The following is a 21,392-nucleotide window of genomic DNA, read 5'->3' as shown; positions in this document are numbered from 1 at the left end:
TTATGAAAAGACAAAAGCGTGATCGCTTTGAAAGAGCACATACTCAAGGCTTTAAAGCTGGTTTGCATGGCCGCTCAAAAGACCACTGTCCTTATCAAACTCAAGATGATTTTAGATCCCACTGGCTGGGAGGTTGGCGAGATGCAATGGAGGCCAGAAATACCGGCTTATTCCGCTAAGTGTCAGAAGTAAATAGATAGATAATTTAAACGCCGATGCTTAAATATAAAAAAGCATCGGCGTTTTTTCGTTTAAGACGAGTTTTAGAAAGTAGAAGTATCTGTAAATAGACCCACTTTTAAGTCTTTGGCGGTATAGATCTCGCGGCCGTCTACTTCCACGCGTCCATTGCCCACACCCATGAACAATTTGCGCTTAATGACTCGCGTCATATCAATGTAGTAGCTTACTTTTTTATGTTCAGGAAGTATTTGCCCGGTGAATTTCACTTCACCAACACCTAATGCGCGTCCGCGGCCCGGTCCACCAGACCATGCCAGGTGAAAACCAAGTAATTGCCACATAGCATCAAGACCAAGACAACCAGGCATGACAGGGTCACCCTTAAAGTGACAATCAAAAAACCAAAGGTCAGGGTGGATATCGAGCTCAGCATGGATAAAACCTTTGCCGGCCGAACCGCCGTCTTCATTAATTTCAATGATGCGATCCATCATTAGCATATTGGGGGCTGGCAGCTTGCTGTTGCCAGGACCAAACATTTCCCCGCGACTGCAGGCCAGAAGTTCTTCGCGAGTAAAGCTCGACTGATTCATAAATACCCTAATTTAGTTATTCAAAAACTAGGGCGCAGTTTAGCGTACAACTGTACGCCAAACAAATCCGACAAGTTCTTTCTTAGCTAAAAATACGGCGCCAAAAGCTGCGAGGTTGATCATTGTCAGAACTATCCAATGTACGGTCTCGCACGTGCTGGAAAAGGGTTTTAATCGGTATTTCGGTTAATAGCTCTAAGGCTTCCTCGACATGTTCAACAGTATAAACGTGAAACTGCCCATTTTTTACGGCTTCAACGATTTCGTCATTAAGGTTGAGTTGATGTTTGTTTGACTGCGGAATAATGACACCTTGCTCACCGTTAAGTCCCCGGTGTGCACAAAGCGCATAGTAACCCTCAATTTTTTCATTGACCGCACCAATTGACTGAACATTGCCAAATTGGTCAACCGCGCCGGTAATGGCAAGAGATTGTTTAACGGGCTGTTCTGCCAAGGCTGAAATTAAGCAGCAAAGCTCGCCAAGTGACGCGCTGTCTCCATCAACTTCGTAGTAAGACTGTTCAAACACAACGGTTGCTGAGACTGACAAAGGTTCATGGCGGGCAAATTGATTAGCCAAATAAGCACTTAGAATCATGACGCCTTTGGTATGAATATTACCGGAGAGATCTGATTTACGCTCTATATCAATAATGTCGCCGTCACCGTAGTGAATGGTCGCGGTAATTCGGGAAGGTTCGCCGAACTCACTGCCGCCCATAGTCACGACGGTCAAACCGTTCAATTGACCAACGGCGGTGCCGTGCGTATCAATTCGAACCTGCTGCTCAAGAATGCTGCGTCGACTGAGTTCGGCAAGGTTACCTTCGCGATCGCGTTGTTGCTGAAGCGCTAAATCTATCGCTGCTTTATCAATTTTTGCGTGTTGATTCTGCAACGCGCAATCATTGGCTTCCCGAAGAAGCTGGAGCAGACTGACTGTATTAAGTGTCAATTCTTGCTGGTAATCGGTATATCTGGCACAAACGCGCAGCAAGGCAGAATAACCGTCGGTGCTCAAGGGCAATACGTCAGCCAGTTGCCATACATACTGTAAATAATTGAAGTAGGGCGCTACTGGCTCGTTTTGTGTCGCGTAATGACCATGAAAGTCCGCAAGAAACGGGAAAAAATGGTCGAAGTCTTCGTCGTATTCGCGCAGTTGCGCGTACTCGTTGCGAGAGCCGAGTAAAACAATTTTTATGCTCACAGGGACTGACTCAGGCCGATAGAAAAAAGCAGCACCTGAATCAGGAGACTGTCTTGGCCATTCAAATTCACCGCCTTCTATAACGTCCTTTAAACGTTTCCAGAGCTTGATATTTTCCAGCAATTGCGCAACTTCAATGGCCAATACACCGCCATTTGCTTTGTGCAGTAAGCCCGCTTCAATAAGGTGAAGCTCTGAGCTAACCGTGCCTTCAATGGATTGAACCCCAATATGTCCGAACAAACGCTCTTCGGTTACGCGGTCGCAATAATAATAAGGGGCAGGGTGTTCATGTCCTACAAGAACAGAAGCCAGACTTTCACCCTGAATTTCCTCGGCTTTTTTATCTCTAATCTGCTGCATATAATCACGCAACTTATGGGTATCAAACTGCTCAATTATCGCTTTGTAGGCCTCGTCGCGCTGGTCTAGTGGACGTTGCAGAAACCCCCAGATAGCTTTGATAGCGGCATCAGCGCTACCTGAGGGTAAATTCACACATAATGGCCTTAGTGGATCTGTTGGGTTTGCCAGGTAAATCCAGTCATACCACTGCGTAAATTCCCAATGGTTGTCGTTAAAATATGAGTCGAGAATGTCTCGTTTCAAAAGCCCTGTAGGAAACAACGCATAGATATTTGAATAAGTGCCTTGTTGGCGCAAGGCGTTGTTCAATGCATTAACAGCTCGTCTTTGTCCAACTAATGCATCTTCTTTAAGTTCGGCCGGCAGCTCATTCAGCCATTCATTTGTTTGTGGCTGCAATGCGAAATTATCTAATTTCATTGAATTGTTCTTCTCTTAACTAGCAATAAAGACATGATAACAGAAATGGCTAATTGAGAGCGTTTTGCTGTCGTAATAAAAAACGGAGAAGAATACAGCCTGCAAGTCGACAACAGGCTTTAGACAGATTAAGAGCTAAATGTACAACTTAGGCGGTAACGTTGTCGTTTTGTCATCTTGTCACGACACCAGAAATAACCAATGCCAGAATTCAATTTTTTGTATTGGTGGTGCGTACTTTATTCCTTGGCAACGCCAACCGGGGAACCATCGAAGAACCTTTTGAAAAAAAACGCCAGTAAGAAGCTTCTTTTGCGATTAATGTTTTTTATTTCACTCTCGCCTGTGGCGATCGTGAAATTGGTCTGGCAAGGCGGGCAGGAGTGCCGAAGAGGATCCTTTCTGATTAGTTTCGGTAAGTTATGACTTTTTGTCAGCGATCAGGCCAGCTGAGTCTGGCAATAGAGCGTAACAGCTAGCTGGCAAACGGCTATCTGTCAGCGTCGTTCTTATCGTAGACATCATCGTTTAATGACTCGAAGCCAAAAACGTCACGACAAACCAATAGTTAAGCAAAAATAACATCAAGTATCGCTGTACGGTCCTCACTGCCGGCAACTTGAAGTAGTTCGGGATATTTACGCGTTGCATTAATCCATACTTGAATAACTAATGTGGCTCTATGCACAGATAAGAGCGTTAACACGAACAAGCCCTGGGAATTTTCAGGGGCTTTTTATGGTCACTTCACACAGGCCTGGAAAGCACCTGAATTTCGATATTACATGATTGCGTATAATGTATATTATGTTAAATCATAACTATATCAGTATAATAGCCCTACGAAGTGCTTACTTTTTAAAACTGCTGCTGAGCTAGATCTGGAAGCTTTTCGGCAAGAAAGTCGATAAAAACACGTACAGCGGGAAGAATTCCCCGTCGGTGTGAGTACGTCATATGCATAATTCCGATTGGCAAATGCCAGTCGGTTAATACCGGAACTAAGTCGCCATTATTGACCGCTTCGTTACAGAGGTAATTAGGTAAAGCGGCAATCCCTAATTGTTTGATTGCGGCTTCTCTTAACACAATCATGTCGTCGGTAATAAGCCGTGGTTTTATTCTGATATTCTTTTGCTGGCCCGAACTGTGAATCAGTTCATAGCCATAGCGGCCGTTTGTGTAGTGCATACTGAGATGCTCGAATTTTAGTAAATCTTCGGGTTTCAGAATGGCTTTGTCCTGAATTAAGCCGGGCGCAATGTAAAGTGTCTGAGGTGCCTGGCTAATTGGTCTGGCAATCAGGCTGGAGTCTTCTATGGTGGGTCTAACCCGCAAGGCAACATCAATGCCCTCTTCAACCAGATTCACTGGACGGTTAGTAACCACGAGCTGGATTTCGACCTCCGGGTACAAACTCATGAATTCTGGTAACACCTGAACTAACAAACTCTGACTGATTGCATAAGGCGCGCTAACTTCAACTTTTCCTCGCGGCTTATCCAGTAGACGCTGAGTGACTTGTTGAGCTGACTCCGCAGCACTGACAAGGCGTTCACAATGCACCAGAAACTCACGGCCAACATCAGTTAGTTTAAGGCCGCTTCGACTTCTGTGAAAAAGTCTTGTGCCCTGTTCCTCCTCCAATTGAGTCATTTTCCGGCTTATGGTTGATTTTGGCAGACTTAAATCCCTTGAGGCAGCGCTAATACTGCCGGAGGCGATAACTTGGGCAAATAGATAGTAATTTGTGACATCGGGAAAAGACATAAAAACCTCAAGGTTCCGTTAATGGAACGTAAGTTCTCATTTTAGCTTCTTATTAAAGTATTTGGAACGAATTATACTGTGACTATCTTAAAAAAGAGAATAATGAGGTTTGTATGAAAGTCTTACATTTAGATTCGGGTATCTTTATTGATCAGTCAGTTAGTCGCCAATTAACTCGCGACATTCTCTCTCAGCTTAAAAATAACCAAGAAACAACGGTTGTGTACCGCGACTTGGTTGCCAACCCGGTTGATCACCTTACGGCTGAAGAGCTTTTAGCCGAAGATAAACCTTTGATTAATGAGTTGGTACAAGAACTTTTTGATGCAGATACCATTATTATTGGTGCGCCCATGTACAACTTTACTATCCCTACGCAGTTGAAAGCCTGGATTGATCGGGTGCTGCAGGCCGGAGTAACTTTCAAATATACGGAACAAGGTCCACAGGGCTTAGTTAAGGACAAGAAAGTTTATATCGCTTCAGGCCGTGGGGGCATTTATTCTGAGGGTGATATGCAGGCATTGGATCATCAGGAAAGTTATTTAAAGCAGGCACTTTCTTTTATCGGAATTACTGACGTTACTGTAGTTCGGGCGGAAGGAATGAATATGGGCGATGAACCCCGTCAACAAGGGTTCGAGCAAGCGTCTAAAGAAATCGCTGCTATATAACTTCATAAAGCGCACCCTATTCGTCATCGCGGTGCGCTTTTATTTGTATCTCATCGCCTAATTGTATTACTTCTATTTCTATTGGCTGACAGCAGACCTGGCAATCGACAATCTGCTGTTGCCCAATATCATTTAACCAGTCCACTTCAATATCGTTAATTGTCATGCAATAAGGACACTCAAATGTTTTTGGATCGGTAAGACTCATAGCAGGCACCTTAAATTAAAGCTCTGGTCTACAATAGTAATCGAATCTTTGAACTTTTGCGTAGCTTATAAAATATTCAATTTAAATAACCGGCTGAGTGCGAATGATGACATCGTGGTTAAAACAATCCTTAATAGTAACGTCGTTATTGGTCGCTAGTACAACGCAGGCTCAAACACCCGTTGAGTATATCGAGGCGAATAAAAAATCGATAGTAAACACAGTTAAAGTACCAACCACCCTTTCAGCCATGAATAACTCGCAGCTTGGTTTTGCGGTTGAAGGGAAACTATTAGAGCTTCAAAAGGATACCGGCGACTCGGTCAGTAAGGGAGATGTTTTGGCCACGTTAGATGTGCGTCAGATAAACTCCCGGATAGAGTCTTTGCAAGCGCAGGTACAAAGTGCTCAGGCGACTCTGGAAGATGAAAAACAACAACTGAATGAATTAGACACACTTGCTGAAACGGACTTTGTACCAGCAAGTGACTTACGACGTTCGCGTACCAGGGTTCAGGTGGCAGAGTCACAACTGGCTGAAAGCAGAGCTTTGTTAAAAGAAACCGAAGTAAACCAAGAATATCATGAACTTAAAGCGCCTTATGATGGTGTTATCACAACCCGAAGCGCTGACCTTGGTGAATGGCTGGGTGTTGATCAGAATGTTTTTCAGTTAGTTGCCGACAAAGACCGCTACGCCGATGTTTTTCTGTCGCAGTCTTATTACCCTTCTATTGACTCTGACACATTGGTGAAACTCAGTCACAAAGAAACTTCTATTAGCGCTAGTATTAAAAGAGTTGTGCCCTATGTGGACGGAAATGATCGCTCTTTTCGGGTTCGCATTACGGGCGACTATCCGGACAATTGGATTTCAGGCATACCTTTAACTGCAACCTTTGAAATTGATACAAAACGCAGACAAACCGCCGTGCCGCAAGACGCTATAGTGCGTTACAGTGATGGCCGTACATCGGTTTGGGTCGCAAAAAAAGAGAATGATAATTGGCAGGCAATTGAAAGACCGGTGGAACTTGGCCTGAGGTTTAACGGCTATGTGGAAATAGAAAACGGCCTGGATAATGGTGAGCGCGTGATAGTCCGGGGGAATGAGGCCCTGACCGATGGGCAGGCTTTGGAGCTGACGGAGTCTGCGGATTATGATTGAAGCGGTTATTAAGCATAAGCACGTAACTATAGTCTCTATCTTGATCCTTTGCCTGCTGGGCATTACTGCGGCACTCCGTATTCCCGTACAAATGATACCGGATTTAGAAGTTCGAACCATTTCTGTTCAGACACAATGGCCCGGTGCTACGCCTCAGGACATAGAGAAAGAAATACTCATCGAGCAGGAAGAGTTTCTTCGTACGGTACCTAACTTACAGCGCATGGAAAGCAGTGCAAGTAATGGCGAAGCGAGTATAGAACTGGACTTTCCTTTTGGTGTTGATGTTACTGAAACATTAATCCTGGTTAACAATGCGTTAAGTCAGGTGCCGGATTACCCAGCGAATGTCGACGAACCTCGAATTTTTTCCGCGTCTTTTTCAAGTAATGCTTTCATGTACTTTCGCGTCGCTCCTATTGAGGATAATCCGAAGAATATCGATATGGTTATGATGCGAGATTACATTGAGGATAATGTACGGCCGCGAATGTCATCGGTTGCCGGAGTGTCTCAGGTAAACGTTAGCGGCGGTGCTCAGCGACAAGTTCGTATTCTGATGGACAAAGACGCCCTCATTCAATACAACGTGTCGGTTAATGAGGTTCGCTCTGCAATTAGCAGTCGTAACCGCGACACCTCGGCAGGTGAACTGGAGCAAGGTAAACGCCGTTTTTTGATACGAACCGTTGGTCGGTTCGAGTCACTTGAAGAAATTGAAAACACAATTATCCGTAGGACCGGTGACAGCCTGGTTAGACTTAAAGACGTGGCTGACATCGATTTTAATCACTTTGAGCTTAACAGCGAGTCCTGGTTCAAAGGCCAGCAGGTACTTAGCTTGCAGGTTCAACGTGAACTTGGTTCTAATGTCATTGATATCAAGTATGCCATGATGGACGAAGTCGAACGCATCAATGAAGAGTTACTTCGCCCTGCCGGAATGGAAATTACGTTAAACTCGGACGATGTTCGCTATGTGGAAAGTTCCGTCCAAAATGTGCTCTTTAACCTATTACTGGGCGCCCTATTTGCAACCTTAGTCATGTACGGATTGATGCGCTCCGGGCGCGCAACGCTTATTGCCGTAATTGGCATCCCCATTTGTACTCTGGCCGGCTTTTTAGGGCTGCTGTTACTCGACAGAACCATTAATGTTATTTCTTTAGCCGGTATTGCCTTTGCCATTGGCATGACACTGGATAACACGATTGTTGTGCTGGAAAGTATCGAGCTGGAGCGACGTAAAGGGTTGACCCCAAAAGACGCCGCAATTGAAGGAGTAAAACGAGTCTGGACTGCGGTACTCACGTCAACACTCACGACCGTGATGGTTTTTCTTCCTATACTCTTTATCGTTCAGGAAGCCGGGCAGCTCTATTCTGATATTGCAATTGCCATTTCTGCATCGATTATTGCCTCGATGTTTGTCGCCGTAACTTTAGTACCTTTGTTAGCGGCCTACTTCCCTGCTGAAGCCAAAACAACGGTCACCGACAAATTAACTAACCGTATTGATTCTGCGAGTCAAAAGTTACTGGCTTCAAAGAACTCCAAGTTAACCACTGTGGGCGTTACTTTTGTTGCGGTCGTAGGTATTTGGTGGTTTCTAACGCCGCCAGCGGAATATCTGCCAGAGGGTGAAGAAGCAAAAACCTTCGCCACAATGAGTGCACCGCCGGGCTACAACTTAAAAACCATGTCATCTATTGGTGACGAAATTAGAGCTATTTTTGATCCGGCTTTAATGACGGAAGAGGCAGAAGTAAAACGCTCAGGCGTTACCATTCCTGCGCTTCAGACAATGAGCCTTAGTGTTGCACCCTCAAACATTCGTATTATTGCTGAGACTCGTGATAAAAACCGAATTGACGAATTAATGGGTGTGATAACAGAGGTTTACGAACGTTACCCGGGTATGAGGGCTTTTGCCGCTAAAGGATCAATTATTAGCAGTAATGACGGCGGCACCCGCAGCATTAATGTTGATGTTGGTGGTCGGGAGCTTAATGAAGTTTATGCTGCTGCGCGTGCAATATATAACCGGTCGCAGGAGGTTTTCGATAACCCAAGAATACAGTCAACGCCTAATTCACTCACATTGGCACAGCCTTTATTAGAAATACGACCCGACTGGGAGCGTATGAGTGAGTTAGGTTTAGATGCAGACAGTTTTGGTTATGCGGTTTCTGCGCTGACAGACGGTGCCTTTGTCGGTGAGTATTTCCAGGGCGACGATAAAATTGATATGTATCTTTATAGCGAAAAAGGTACCGAAGTAACCCCGGAAATGCTGGATGACTTACCCGTTCTTAACGTAAATGGCCGCCCGGTATCACTAAACGCCATTAGCGAAGTGCGCCAAATAGTTGATACCAGTACGGTTCGCCGGGTAGACAGTAGACGTACCGTAACCTTGAATATTATACCTCCAGAATCGGTGGCTCTTGAGTCCGGTGTTGAAATGGTGCGAACCCAAGTGCTGCAGCACTTAAGAGAGCAAGGCGTTATAGCGGCAGACATCTCCACTCAGTTATCGGGAGCTGCCGATCAACTGGCAGAAACGCAGGCAGCATTAAGTGAAAACTACGTTATCTCAATAGCTATTATTTATCTGCTGATGGTGGCTATTTTCGCCCACTGGGGTTACCCCCTGCTTATTATGGCGACTATTCCCATGGGGATCAGTGCAGGTATTGCCGGCTTGGCTCTGATGAATGGTGTTGGTCAGCTATTGCCAGTCTTTGGGTTACAACCGCTAAATCAACCGTTCGATATGATCACTATGCTGGGCTTTCTTATTCTTATGGGAACGGTAATCAACAACCCCATTTTGGTTGTGGAGCGTGCAATCTACCTACGTGATAAAGAAAACTACCCTATCAAGAGAGCCGTTCAGGAAGGCCTATTGTCGCGGGTCAGACCTATTACTATTACCACTTTAACAACACTGTGTGGTATTGCTCCCCTGGTCTTTATTCCTGGCGCTGGTACAGAACTTTACCGCGGGGTTGGGGCTATTGTGATGTTTGGTCTAATAGGTGCTGCGCTTGTTACTATTTTCACTTTACCTGCACTATCTGCACTCGTACTGAAAAAACGCGGGGTGAATTCTTAGACAAAATATTGATCTTTGCGCTACTTTTTTACTGTAAATATTTTGTAAACTGCCGATAGTCTATTAAGTAAGCTTTCCGTCGGTTGACTAAGGATCATCAATGAAGATCATACAGCAGTTAAGTATTACGCAGAGACTGGTTTCACTACTGGGAATTGCCGCTTTAGGAACAGCTCTGATGGTGGCGTTTATGATGTTCATTTTGAATAACCTGTTGGTTGAGGAAGAAAAACGTAAACTCAACGCCGTACTTGACGCAGCTCATACCATAGTCAGCCATTATCACCAGGAATATCAGGATGGTAACCTCAGCGAATCTGAAGCCAGAGCGGAAGCTTATGCTCGCCTTGATAACATTCGCTACGAAGGCGTGGAGTACATATTTACGCTAAGTCGTGACGGCGTTTTAGTACAACACCCTTTCTCTAAACAATTAGTCGGCAAAGATGTAACCAGCTACGAAGATCCTGAAGGCACTCGACTGTTTCAGGAAATGGTCCAGAAAGCACGTTCAGCTGACCGCGCTACCGTAGAATACATATGGCAAAAAGGCAGTGATGCCAACAACCTGGTTCCTAAAATTAGCAGAATAAGAGTATTTGAACCCTGGAACCTTATTATGGGGACAGGTCAGTACACCGATAATATTACCAGCATGTTGTGGCAGGAGTTCTTTAAGTTAGCTGGGTTGGCTCTGTTTCTTGCTGTGCCTCTCCTGCTTTTGTTTGTGTTGATCATACGCAGTATTACTCGTCCCTTGAAAACGATTAATAATGCAATGTTTGATATTGCTGAAGGTGAAGGTGATTTAACCCGGCGGCTCGACGACTCTGGCTCTGATGAACTCGCTAAATTAGCGACCTCTTTCAATACTTTTGTACACAAAATACAGCAACTCGTACAAAGCGTTCAGGAGAGTGCTAAACATGAAAGCGAGGCTGCTAGTCAACTCACTGACTTATCGGCTACGAGCAGTCGACAGAGTGATGAATTAAGTTCTCAAACAAGCTCTATCGCTACAGCAATCACTGAATTATCTTCATCGGCTTCGGAAGTTGCCGACCATGCCCGTCAGGCCGCCGATTCAGCGAATACTGCCGATGAAGAAGCTGGTCGTTCAGCAATTATTGTTCGTGAATCGGTCAATAATATTGAGGCACTAACCTCTGAATTGGGTAAAGCCGGTGAGAAGGCCCGGTTATTACAGGACGGTTCAGATAAGATTGGTAATATACTCGGTGTTATTGTTGCAATTGCTGAACAAACGAACTTACTTGCATTAAATGCAGCTATTGAGGCCGCCCGGGCCGGTGATGCAGGACGTGGGTTTGCTGTAGTTGCTGATGAAGTCAGGACTTTAGCAACCCGAACCCAACATTCAACCGATGAAATCTCCTCTATTGTGGAAAGCATTCAGGGAGCAATTAAAGAGGTCAGTCAAATTATCAATGATGTGGAGCACCGCTCAGCATCGACCAACGAAGAGGCGTTGAAAGCCGAACGAGCAATCAGCCAAATTCAGGAAGCGGTCGCCAATATTTCCAGTATGAACATACAAATTGCATCAGCCACCGATGAACAAAGTCGGGTCACTAAAGATTTGAATGAAAACATCACGGGCATTTCTGACCTTTCCCATGCTAACCAGGACGCAAATACGCGGGTATCTGAAGTAAGCCGGGATCTCAGTAAAAACAGCATTGATCTGAGTCAACTTGTGAGCCGGTTTAAAACAAAATAACCTTAAAAAGACTAGGGACAATAGTAATCTGCCCTGTACCTTTTGAGTCACAAGACGTAAAATGCACGTACTTTTACATGGATCGTGTCTGGTAAAAGTCACCTTTTTCCTGATCTTAATCACTGCGGATTTAAAAGATGAGTCAAACAATTCCACAACAACCGATCGAATATAATATGAAGGTCGTTCGGCAGTTTACTGTCATGACCATTATTTGGGGTATCGTCGGTATGGCGTTGGGCGTATTGATAGCTGCTCAGCTAGTCTGGCCAGAGCTAAACTTCAATACACCTTGGTTAACCTACTCCCGTCTTCGCCCACTACACACTAACGCGGTTATTTTTGCGTTTGGTACCAGTGCACTTTTTGCTACCTCTTATTACGTGGTTCAAAAGACCTGTAAAGTGAGCTTGTTCTCAGACAAGTTGGCAGCTTTTACCTTCTGGGGTTGGCAGGCCGTCATCGTTGCAGCGGTTATTACTCTGCCTTTGGGCCTATCTAGCAGCAAAGAGTATGCAGAACTGGAATGGCCAATCGATATCCTGATTGCTGTCGTTTGGGTTGCTTATCTCATTGTTTTCTTTGGGACATTGGCTATTCGTAAGACATCGCACATTTATGTGGCGAACTGGTTCTACGGTGGCTTTATTGTTGTTATCGCCATGCTGCATATTGTGAACAGCTTCGCGATACCAGTGTCGTTTACTAAGTCATATTCAATCTACTCAGGTGCTGTAGATGCCATGGTTCAATGGTGGTACGGACATAACGCTGTAGGTTTCCTTTTGACAGCCGGCTTCCTGGGCATGATGTATTACTTTGTGCCAAAGCAGGCAGAACGCCCCGTTTACTCGTACCGTTTGTCGGTTGTTCATTTCTGGGCACTTATTTCCTTATACATTTGGGCCGGACCGCACCACTTGCACTACACCGCTTTACCAGACTGGACTCAGTCAGTGGGTATGGTGATGTCAGTCATTCTGTTCGTTCCTTCGTGGGGCGGCATGATCAACGGTATCATGACCTTATCGGGTGCCTGGCATAAACTGCGTACCGACCCAATTCTGCGCTTCCTGATTGTATCTCTGTCATTCTATGGTATGTCGACTTTCGAAGGTCCGATGATGGCAATCAAATCAGTAAACGCCCTTTCTCACTACACCGACTGGACCGTTGGTCACGTGCATTCAGGCGCTCTAGGCTGGGTTGCGATGATTACCATCGGCTCTATGTACTACCTGGTACCTCGCTTGTTTAATCAGAAAGAAATTCACAGCATTAAGCTGGTTAACGTTCATTTCTGGTTACACACTATCGGCGTAGTTTTCTACATTGTTTCAATGTGGATTTCAGGTGTTATGCAAGGTCTTATGTGGCGTGCGACAAACTCTGATGGAACACTAACTTATAGTTTCGTAGAGAGTGTTCAAGCATCGTATCCGTTCTGGACAGGCCGCTTTATTGGTGGTGTGTTCATTGTCGTTGGTATGCTGCTTATGGCTTATAACTGTTACCAGACAATTCGTGCCGGCCGTCGTGAGACAGCTGCAGGCAACGTCGTACAAACTGCCTGAGGGAGAGAATAATGAGTCGCTTTAAACACGAATTTGTTGAGAAAAACTTAGGTTGGCTGTCTATTTTAATGATTCTTGCTGTTTCTATTGGCGGTTTGGTAGAAATCACTCCCCTACTTTTTCAGAAGCAGACCAATGAACCGATTAAAGGGCTACAGCCATACACAGCATTAGAACTTGAAGGCCGTGATATCTATATCCGCGAAGGGTGTAACAACTGTCACAGTCAGATGATTCGACCTTTCCGTGCTGAAACAGAACGCTATGGACATTACTCTTTAGCCGGAGAACACGTATGGGAATTCCCTCACCTTTGGGGTTCTAAACGGACAGGTCCTGATTTGGCTCGGGTTGGTGGACGTTACAGTGATGAGTGGCATCACGTTCACTTAATGAACCCACGAAATGTGGTTCCTGAATCAAATATGCCAGCGTTCCCGTGGCTTGCAGAAAACAAGCTAACGGGTGAAGACACCGCTAAGAAAATGGAAGTTATGCGTTCGCTTGGCGTTCCTTATGAAGATGAGGATATTGCCGGGGCTAAAGAAGCTGTTCAGGGTGAAACCGAAATGGACGCTCTTATCGCATACTTGCAGTCTCTTGGCACTGCGTTACAGCAGGCTGATAAGTAATGGATTACGGAACCTGGCGCGGCGTGTTTAGCCTGATCATATTGGCAATTTTCATTGCTATTGTGTTTTGGGCTTTCAGTCGCCGCACAAAAAAACAATTTGATGAAGCGGCTAATTCCATATTTGAGGACGAGTCATCAGTAGATAAAAGCGACAAACCGGAGTCGAAGAAAGATGAGTAGCTTCTGGAGTGCATGGATAATTGTTCTGACGCTGGCCACTTTGGTGGTACTAATTTGGCTATTGCGCTGGAACATGAAAAATTATACTCACATCGAAGAAGGTCAGGAAATGGACCACGAATTCGATGGAATTGTTGAGTTAAACAACCCTCTTCCAAAGTGGTGGACCTATTTATTCTGGGCCTGTTTTGCCTGGGGCTTTTTGTACTTAGCTTTATATCCTGGGTTAGGCAATTTCAATGGCCTATTGGACTGGAAAAGTTCAAACCAAGACGTTCGCTCTCTAGAGGAGTCTCGTCAGGCAATGGAAGAAGCCCATGAAAAAGGAATGATAGTTGAGTACGATCGTTCGATTCGTGCAGCTGAAGAGAAATACGGCCCTATTTTTGAAGCATTTGCAGAGCAGTCTGTTAAAGAACTGGCAAAAAATGAAGATGCTTTAGATGTTGGTCAACGGCTATTCTTGCAAAACTGTGCTCAGTGTCACGGCTCAAACGCTATGGGTGGCCAGGGCTTCCCTAACTTGACTGATGATGACTGGTTGTACGGTGGTGAGCCAAGCGATATTAAGACATCCTTATTAGAAGGTCGCCGCGGTAACATGGCACCTTTTGGTGAGCAGTTCAGTGATAAAGAAATTAATGAACTGGCAAACTACGTCGCAAGTCTTAGTGGCCGCGACAGAGATCCTGACCTGGTTGAAGCCGGCAAGGCAAACTTTGCAGTCTGCAGCGCTTGTCACGGACAGGATGGAAAAGGTAACCAGCAGCTGGGTGCTCCTAACTTGACTGATAATGTTTGGCTATATGGCGGTTCAATTAATAAAATTGAAGAAACTATTAGGTATGGGCGTAGCGGCGTTATGCCTGCCTGGAAAAACATTTTAGGTGAAGATAAAATTCATGTTATCTCAGCTTATGTCTACAGCTTGTCAAACGACGAATAAAACGCAGTATATAGCCCCGCTACGGCGGGGTTTTTTGTAAGAGGTCCTATTATGATTCAACCTTGGTATAAGCAGTTTTGGCCATGGTTTCTTATTTCCCTTCCCGTTACTGTAATGATCGTTTGCGGTGTTATCATTTATTTGTCCATCTCTCAGGGCAACTTTTCGATGGTGGTCGACGATTACTATAAACGCGGCAAGACAATTAACGCTGTTATTGAGCACGTTGAAGAAGCTCAGCGTCGTAATATTTCCTTCGAATTTACTGCAAATCAGGGCAAGTTAACTCTAAAATATGCTTCAGGTGAACCGGAAGAGCTGTCAGCTTTACGGGTTTATTTTGTGCATGCTACTCAGCCTGAAAAAGACTTTAGTCGTTTGCTAAGTGTCGCCGCAGACGGTACCTACCGGGCTGATATTCCAGACAACATTAGCGGCAAGTGGACCGTTACTGTTGAACCCTATAACAAGGTATGGAAAGTGAGCGAAAAGTATCAACTCCCTAAAAGTGAATTAACAAAACTTCGTCCATTATTATACGGAGTTTAAACACATGGAATGCTTCCACTGCCTGCAGCCTATTCCCCGGGGAGTTAACCTTTCTGTTGAATATAAAGGCTCAGAAAAGCCCGTCTGCTGTGCCGGTTGCCAGGCCGTGGCAGAAACCATTATTGAGCATCGTCTACATGCTTATTATGAACACCGGGACATCTCCCAACTTCAGGAGACTCCTGTACTCCCTGATGAGTTAAATGATTTGAATTTGTATGACCACCCTGACTTACAAAAAGAGTTTGTAAGACACGAAGGTGATGGCACTGAGATTGCCACTCTGACAATAGAGAATATCACTTGTGGTGCGTGCGGCTGGCTTATTGAACGTGAATTAATGCGTTTGAAAGGCATACACAAAGCTATCGTTAATGTTACCAGTCGTCGATTACAGGTTAGCTGGTCACCTGAGGAGTTAAAACTCAGCAATATTCTCAGAGCGTTAGCAGGAATTGGTTATAAAGCTTTGCCATTTCAGGCCAATGAGGCTGAACAGCAATATGAGCGCCAGAGAAAAAGTTATATAAGGCGCTTAGGCGTGGCAGGTATTGCCACCATGCAAGTAATGATGATTGCTTTTGGCCTGTACTTTGGTGTGGTAAGTGACCTCTCTCCTGACTTACAGCGTTTTTTATGGGGAGTCAGTCTGGTATTTGCAACTCCAGTCATTCTGTACAGTGCACAACCTTTTTATGCTGGCGCTCTTCGGGCTATACAGGCTTCACGCTTGAATATGGATATTCCGGTAAGTATTGCTTTGTTAGGAGCTTACAGTGCCAGTGTGTACGCTACTATTACCAATACTGGCGAGGTGTACTTTGAATCCATCTCCATGTTCACCTTCTTCCTCTTAACAGGACGTTTTCTTGAGCTACTCGCAAAGGAACGTGCGTTAAAATTTGCAACTAACCGGCTGACTCTTTTACCTAAGCTGGCTTCCAGAGAAACCGATGACGCTGTTGAATCTATTGCTATTAAGCAATTAAACGTCGGCGACATTATTCGTGTAAAAGCTGGTGAAACCATTCCTGCCGACGGAGAGTTGTTAAATCCGCAGGCACAGGTTGATGAAAGTTTGCTAACAGGTGAAAGCCTGCCACGTTCGAAAAAGCTTGGCGACGCAATTATTGCCGGCAGTATTAACCAGCACTCGCCGATACGCGTCAAAGTGACGGCTATTGCTCAGCAGACCGTGCTGGCGGGTATTATATCAATGCAGGACTCTGCATTAGCGGTTAAGCCAAGAGCTCAGCAAGTTATTGATAAAATTGCAGGTTATTTTATTGCTGCCATTTTAATTATTGCTGTTATTACGTTCTTCAGTTGGTGGTGGATTCAGCCTGAGCATGCGTTGTGGGTTACTTTAGCGGTTTTGGTTGCAACCTGCCCTTGTGCTTTATCACTTGCCGCTCCCACCGCGCTTACCGGTATTATTCATCGGCTCAATCGAGATGGGATATTACTTAAAGGCGCTGATGTATTAGAGTCTGTAAAGCAGTTAGACAAAGTTTGTCTTGATAAAACCGGTACTTTAACCGAGGGGCAGTTTCGGCTTGTTGAACGCCAGGACTCTATCGACCCCAAAACAGTGAATCATATTGTTAGTGGACTGGAACTGTTTTCCGAGCACCCTCTTTCCGTTCCTTTGAGTCAACTTTCATATACCCCTGCTAAATTTACTCATGTCAGCAACGAAATGGGGGCCGGACTGCAAGGCGAACTTGACGGTGAAGTTTATCGAGTCGGCAGTGAACGTTTTATTCAGCAATGGCACCCTGAGTTTAAAGCACTTAATAAGTACCAGGTAATTGTGGCAAGCAAAAAGCAGGTTTTGGCACAGTTCCGGGTTGAGGATCAAGTACGGGACGGTGCAGCAGAAACCATAGAATGGTTAAAAGAAAATGGCTATGAGCCTATTATATTAAGTGGTGACAGTGAGTCCAGAGTCCATGAACTGGCTAAAGAGTTAGGCATAGCTGAGTACCATAGTGGATTAAAGCCAGAGGAAAAATTGGCATTCGTTACCGAACAACAACAATTAGGTCATACTGTCTGGATGGTCGGTGACGGCATCAATGACAGTCCGGTTCTTGCAAAAGCTGATCTTTCAATGACCTTTTCAAAAGCATCAGACTTGGCGCAAACCGCTGCCGACGTTGTACTAATGTCAGAGTCATTGAACCAAATAAAAGTGGTTATAGAAAGCGCTCTGAAGACACGCAAGGTGATGCAGCAAAATTTCACTTGGGCATTAGTTTATAATGTATCTATATTACCTGTTGCAGCTATTGGTATGGTTGCACCATGGGCAGCAGCGCTTGGCATGTCGCTCAGCTCTCTGTTGGTCATTGGTAACTCTTTAAGGTTGTATCGAAAATGAGTGTAATTTACGCGTTAATACCGGTTGCGATAATTTTTGTGATCATCGCCGTGGCTATTTTTTTCTGGGCGGTACGCTCCGATCAGTTTGAAGATATTGAGCGTCAGGGTCTCAATATTCTAATGGATGATGAAGACAACAAGGCCGATGATGAATCCGATAAGCCAAAGCGCTGATCTTGTAACCGCATTACTCATGGGCCTTGCGGGCGCTGGTCACTGCCTGATGATGTGTGGCGGGATAGCAAGCGCCATGGGCATTAATACTAAGCCCCATCATGTATGGCTTTATAATTTAGGCCGAGTGTCCTCTTATATGATAATTGGAGCACTTGTCGGCGGCGCCATAGGCTTTTTTGCTCCCGAAGGTGGTTATACAACCGTTATTCTGCGTTGGTTGGCGGTTATTTTTCTGCTTCTATTGGGGCTTTATTTTACGGGCTGGTTTGCTGGCCTGGTTTATTTGGAAAAAGCTGCAAGCCCGGTATGGCGAAAGGTTCAGCCCTTTGCCGCTAAGCTGAGAAACAAACCGGGTATTTTTGCCACTTTCTTTGCCGGAACCCTATGGGGCTGGCTGCCTTGCGGTATGGTTTACAGTGCTCTTAGCTGGGCCGCGTTAAGTGGTTCAGCCAGCGGTGGCGCATTAACCATGGCGGCTTTTGGCTTAGGAACCTTGCCAGCTATGGTTGCAGCCGGTCATTTCAGCCAGTTTCTGCACAACTTTTTGCGAGCTCAGGGGGTTCGCACAGCCATGGGTGTTTTACTAATTATTTATGCCTTATGGAGTTTATTGACCCTCCTCAAACCTTTTTTTCAATAAAGCCTGCAAAGCTTTCTGCTTTCGTCTAATCTAACTAATAGACGCGGATTTATTATGAGGTGAGTATGGACGCATTCCGTCATGTTTTGGTCGTTATAGATGCCGCCGATGAGCAGCATAAAGCCTTGAAAAGAGGTCTGCATATGGCTCGATTGAGTGATGCCAGACTGACGTTGTTTTTATCCATTTACGATTTCTCTTATGAAATGACAACCATGTTATCCAGCGAAGAACGCGATATTATGCGTTCTAATCTCATTGCTGACAGAAAAGCCTGGCTAACAGACTTGTTGAGTGAATTTGATACAGACGCAATTGCTATTGATATCAGCGTTGTTTGGCACAATCGCCCGTTTGAAGCTATTATTAGAGAAGCGATTAAACACAAGCATGATCTCATCATAAAAGGTACTCAGGTCAGTGCGAGTTTCCAAAATCTCATTTTCACACCAACTGACTGGCACTTGTTAAGAAAAGCCCCCTGCCCGGTTTTGCTGGTCAAAGAACACGAATGGCCCAGTCATGGCCAAATTATTGCCGCTGTTCACACGGGTTCAGAAGAAGAACATCATCAGAAATTAAATAAACGAATTATTGAACACGCTCAGTCAATGAGCAAAGTTCTTGATGCCAGTGTGCATTTGGTTAATGCGTACCCTAGTGCGCCCGTTAATGTAGCGGTAGAAATTCCAGAGTTTGATGTCAGCGAGTATACAGATGCTCTCGAGCAGCATCATGTAAACCGAATGGCTGCTCTTGGCCGGGAGTATGGCATTTCCAGTCACTATCAGTACCTTTCTCAAGGTTTACCGGAACAAGTGATACCTGAAGCGGCCAAACAACTGGATGCCGAATTAGTCGTGTTAGGGACTATTGGCCGCACTGGGTTAAGCGCTGCGTTACTGGGTAATACTGCGGAGCATGTGCTGGATCAGTTAAATTGCGACGTATTAGCCATTAAGCCAGAAGACTTCGTTAGTCCCCTCGCTTGAGTTTAATGCCTCAGGTATAATCCGGCTCCTAACGCTTAAATATGACAGGTTGCAGGAGCCATTATGGCCAGTGAAAACAAATACAGTTTCAACAAACTACAGAAACGTATTCGCCGCGAAGCCGGCAAAGCCATACAAGATTTTGGCATGATTGAGGATGGTGACCGCATCATGGTCTGTCTGTCCGGTGGCAAGGACAGCTACACTCTGTTAGACACATTGCAGTACCTTCAAAAAGTCGCTCCTGTAAGATTCTCCCTGATCGCCGTTAACCTTGATCAAAAGCAGCCCGGTTTCCCAGAGCATGTACTTCCTGAGTATTTAGAAAAGCTTGGTGTTGAATACAAAATTGTTGAAGAAGACACCTATAGTATCGTGAAAGATAAAATCCCTGAAGGAAAGACAACCTGCTCTCTTTGTTCGCGTTTACGCCGTGGAATTTTATACCGTACGGCAAAGGAGTTAAAAGCCACTAAAATAGCTCTGGGACACCACAGAGACGATATGATTGAAACCTTGTTTTTAAATATGTTTCATGGCGGCAAATTAAAATCGATGCCGCCGAAACTCGCAAGCGATAACGGTGAACATATTGTTATTCGACCACTTGCCTACGCCCGGGAAAAGGACATAGAGCAATATTCTGAGGCTATGGAGTTTCCAATTATTCCGTGCAACTTGTGTGGCTCTCAGGAAAATCTTCAAAGGAAGCAAATAAAGCAAATGCTTAACCAGTGGGATAAGCAGTTTCCAGGAAGAATTGAGAGTTTATGTACCGCAATGCAAAATGTTGTTCCTTCGCACCTGGCTGACAATGCCCTGTTTGACTTTAAAGCGGTTACTGCCAATGGCGTTGCCGATGAAAACGGCGATAAAGCTTTTGATACCGAAAATTTTAGCTCTGTTGCAGTAAATAATGAGCCTGTTTTAATGAGTGATATTCCGATTAAACAGCTGGCTTAAATAAGATAAAAAAAGGCTCCTGATTGGAGCCTTTTTTTTATTATGTCGAAGTGCGTTATTCGGGTTGTGGTGGTGGATTCAACTCTTCGCTAACGCGTTCCACAATTGGTCGGTTTATACGGATCATTGCTCGTAGCTCTTCAATATAATCCTCGCCGCGCTCTGAATAGCTCGAAAGTCCAGTAATAAGATCTCGTGCCAAAATATCTGCATTATTTAAACGCTTTTGCTCACGCAGTAAACGTAAATCCAGATATGCTCCATGGGTATTTATATTGCGCATGTAGCTCTTTACTGAGGCATTAACCGAGTCAAACTGCGCAACTTCATGGCGACCACCTTCAACTCTTCCGGTAGGCACGAGACCACAACCTTTCGAGTAACACCATTGCCCAAATAGGTTTAAACCTTTTCTGGAGAAACGCGAAGTCCCCCAACCAGATTCATTGGCGGCCTGCACCAAAACCATCATTTCCGGAATAATATCGATGCGTCGTTTCAGAAGACCAAACAGATTATCATCAATGGCAATATCGTCTTCCAGACGGTAGTAATTTATCCACTCTTCCATTTGCTTCTTGTCTGCAGCGGTAAGCTCGCCGTTTTTATAGCGTTCATAAATGGCTTTAAGATACGCTCTATCATGCAATATACGTATATTTTCAGCTTCAACTAAAGGCAGCAAAAAACGAAAGAACTCTTCCTTCTTTTCGGTGACATCTGTCATTGACATAAAATCCGGGAGATCTCTTTTCACTTCAACCTCCGGAATTGCCGGTAAATGCGCCGTAACGGATTGATCCGGAACTTTTACATCAGGCTCCTTAATAAGCCAGGGTAAAAGTAATGCAGCTATACTCAGTACTATGAACAGTAAAATTGTTAATAATCGCATGTA

General features: G+C 44.8%; 20 protein-coding genes. 15 read left to right on the top strand and 5 right to left on the bottom strand.

What is annotated here, in order from left to right; translation table 11 throughout:
• Positions 1–2 precede the first annotated feature (2 nt).
• Positions 3–179, top strand: coding sequence for a ribosome modulation factor (gene rmf, locus K5X84_RS06270; protein WP_074930759.1), 177 nt, complete (start codon positions 3–5; stop codon positions 177–179).
• A gap of 84 nt (positions 180–263) precedes the next feature.
• Here the strand turns inward: rmf and fabA are convergent, their stop codons facing one another.
• The 3 genes from fabA to K5X84_RS06255 all read right to left on the bottom strand — a co-directional run bounded on the left by fabA (position 264) and on the right by K5X84_RS06255 (position 4,545).
• The gene (gene fabA / locus K5X84_RS06265; protein WP_054487751.1) at positions 264–776 is read right to left on the bottom strand and encodes a 3-hydroxyacyl-[acyl-carrier-protein] dehydratase FabA; all 513 of its coding nucleotides are present in this window, start codon (positions 774–776) and stop codon (positions 264–266) included.
• Between the two features lie 82 nt (positions 777–858).
• Entirely contained in the window at positions 859–2,775 is a 1,917-nt protein-coding gene (locus K5X84_RS06260) for an AAA family ATPase (RefSeq protein ID WP_199494808.1), read from the bottom strand.
• Positions 2,776–3,633: 858 nt separating this feature from the next.
• Positions 3,634–4,545: a LysR substrate-binding domain-containing protein gene (locus K5X84_RS06255; protein WP_054487747.1), complete on the bottom strand. Its 912-nt coding sequence runs from the start codon at positions 4,543–4,545 to the stop codon at positions 3,634–3,636.
• A 113-nt stretch (positions 4,546–4,658) separates the two neighbouring features.
• On the opposite strand from K5X84_RS06255, the gene K5X84_RS06250 reads away from it, so the two are divergent.
• Positions 4,659–5,219, top strand: coding sequence for an FMN-dependent NADH-azoreductase (locus K5X84_RS06250; protein ID WP_199494807.1), 561 nt, complete (start codon positions 4,659–4,661; stop codon positions 5,217–5,219).
• 16 nt (positions 5,220–5,235) lie between these two features.
• Here the strand turns inward: K5X84_RS06250 and K5X84_RS06245 are convergent, their stop codons facing one another.
• On the bottom strand, positions 5,236–5,427 hold the full coding sequence (locus K5X84_RS06245) for a zinc ribbon domain-containing protein (protein WP_054487742.1): 192 nt from the start codon (positions 5,425–5,427) through the stop codon (positions 5,236–5,238).
• Positions 5,428–5,530: 103 nt separating this feature from the next.
• Here K5X84_RS06245 and K5X84_RS06240 point away from each other — a divergent pair, with 103 nt between their 5' ends.
• From K5X84_RS06240 to ttcA, 13 genes are all read left to right on the top strand, one after another.
• Positions 5,531–6,595, top strand: coding sequence for an efflux RND transporter periplasmic adaptor subunit (locus K5X84_RS06240; protein ID WP_222235349.1), 1,065 nt, complete (start codon positions 5,531–5,533; stop codon positions 6,593–6,595).
• Positions 6,588–9,713 carry an efflux RND transporter permease subunit gene (locus K5X84_RS06235; RefSeq protein ID WP_222235348.1) on the top strand — a complete coding sequence of 1,042 codons (3,126 nt, stop codon included), beginning with the start codon at positions 6,588–6,590 and terminating at the stop codon, positions 9,711–9,713. Before K5X84_RS06240 ends, K5X84_RS06235 begins: the two co-directional genes overlap by 8 nt.
• A gap of 100 nt (positions 9,714–9,813) precedes the next feature.
• A complete protein-coding gene (locus K5X84_RS06230) occupies positions 9,814–11,454 on the top strand; it encodes a methyl-accepting chemotaxis protein (RefSeq protein ID WP_222235347.1) in 1,641 nt (546 codons plus the stop codon).
• Positions 11,455–11,591: 137 nt separating this feature from the next.
• Complete coding sequence (gene ccoN / locus K5X84_RS06225; protein WP_054487734.1) at positions 11,592–13,028, top strand: cytochrome-c oxidase, cbb3-type subunit I; 1,437 nt, start codon at positions 11,592–11,594, stop codon at positions 13,026–13,028.
• 11 nt (positions 13,029–13,039) lie between these two features.
• The gene (ccoO, locus tag K5X84_RS06220; RefSeq protein ID WP_054487732.1) at positions 13,040–13,660 is read left to right on the top strand and encodes a cytochrome-c oxidase, cbb3-type subunit II; all 621 of its coding nucleotides are present in this window, start codon (positions 13,040–13,042) and stop codon (positions 13,658–13,660) included.
• Positions 13,660–13,842 carry a cbb3-type cytochrome oxidase subunit 3 gene (locus tag K5X84_RS06215; protein ID WP_054487731.1) on the top strand — a complete coding sequence of 61 codons (183 nt, stop codon included), beginning with the start codon at positions 13,660–13,662 and terminating at the stop codon, positions 13,840–13,842. The genes ccoO and K5X84_RS06215 overlap by 1 nt, the downstream gene beginning before the upstream one ends.
• Positions 13,835–14,788, top strand: a complete 954-nt coding sequence (ccoP, locus tag K5X84_RS06210; RefSeq protein WP_054487729.1) for a cytochrome-c oxidase, cbb3-type subunit III — start codon at positions 13,835–13,837, stop codon at positions 14,786–14,788. The genes K5X84_RS06215 and ccoP overlap by 8 nt, the downstream gene beginning before the upstream one ends.
• Before the next feature lie 51 nt (positions 14,789–14,839).
• Positions 14,840–15,337, top strand: a complete 498-nt coding sequence (locus tag K5X84_RS06205; protein WP_199496440.1) for a FixH family protein — start codon at positions 14,840–14,842, stop codon at positions 15,335–15,337.
• A gap of 4 nt (positions 15,338–15,341) precedes the next feature.
• Positions 15,342–17,720, top strand: coding sequence for a heavy metal translocating P-type ATPase (locus K5X84_RS06200; RefSeq protein ID WP_222235346.1), 2,379 nt, complete (start codon positions 15,342–15,344; stop codon positions 17,718–17,720).
• Positions 17,717–17,896, top strand: a complete 180-nt coding sequence (gene ccoS, locus K5X84_RS06195) for a cbb3-type cytochrome oxidase assembly protein CcoS (protein WP_054487724.1) — start codon at positions 17,717–17,719, stop codon at positions 17,894–17,896. Before K5X84_RS06200 ends, ccoS begins: the two co-directional genes overlap by 4 nt.
• Positions 17,868–18,539, top strand: coding sequence for a sulfite exporter TauE/SafE family protein (locus K5X84_RS06190; RefSeq protein WP_233399476.1), 672 nt, complete (start codon positions 17,868–17,870; stop codon positions 18,537–18,539). The genes ccoS and K5X84_RS06190 overlap by 29 nt, the downstream gene beginning before the upstream one ends.
• Before the next feature lie 65 nt (positions 18,540–18,604).
• Positions 18,605–19,531 carry a universal stress protein UspE gene (gene uspE, locus K5X84_RS06185; RefSeq protein ID WP_199495178.1) on the top strand — a complete coding sequence of 309 codons (927 nt, stop codon included), beginning with the start codon at positions 18,605–18,607 and terminating at the stop codon, positions 19,529–19,531.
• 63 nt (positions 19,532–19,594) lie between these two features.
• Entirely contained in the window at positions 19,595–20,494 is a 900-nt protein-coding gene (gene ttcA, locus K5X84_RS06180) for a tRNA 2-thiocytidine(32) synthetase TtcA (protein WP_222235345.1), read from the top strand.
• A gap of 55 nt (positions 20,495–20,549) precedes the next feature.
• Here the strand turns inward: ttcA and K5X84_RS06175 are convergent, their stop codons facing one another.
• Positions 20,550–21,389 carry a glucosaminidase domain-containing protein gene (locus tag K5X84_RS06175; protein WP_054487716.1) on the bottom strand — a complete coding sequence of 280 codons (840 nt, stop codon included), beginning with the start codon at positions 21,387–21,389 and terminating at the stop codon, positions 20,550–20,552.
• Positions 21,390–21,392: the final 3 nt, after the last annotated feature.

The organism is Idiomarina abyssalis (assembly GCF_019797805.1).
GTDB classification, from domain to species: domain Bacteria; phylum Pseudomonadota; class Gammaproteobacteria; order Enterobacterales; family Alteromonadaceae; genus Idiomarina; species Idiomarina abyssalis.
This window is presented reverse-complemented; position numbering and strand designations above follow the sequence as displayed.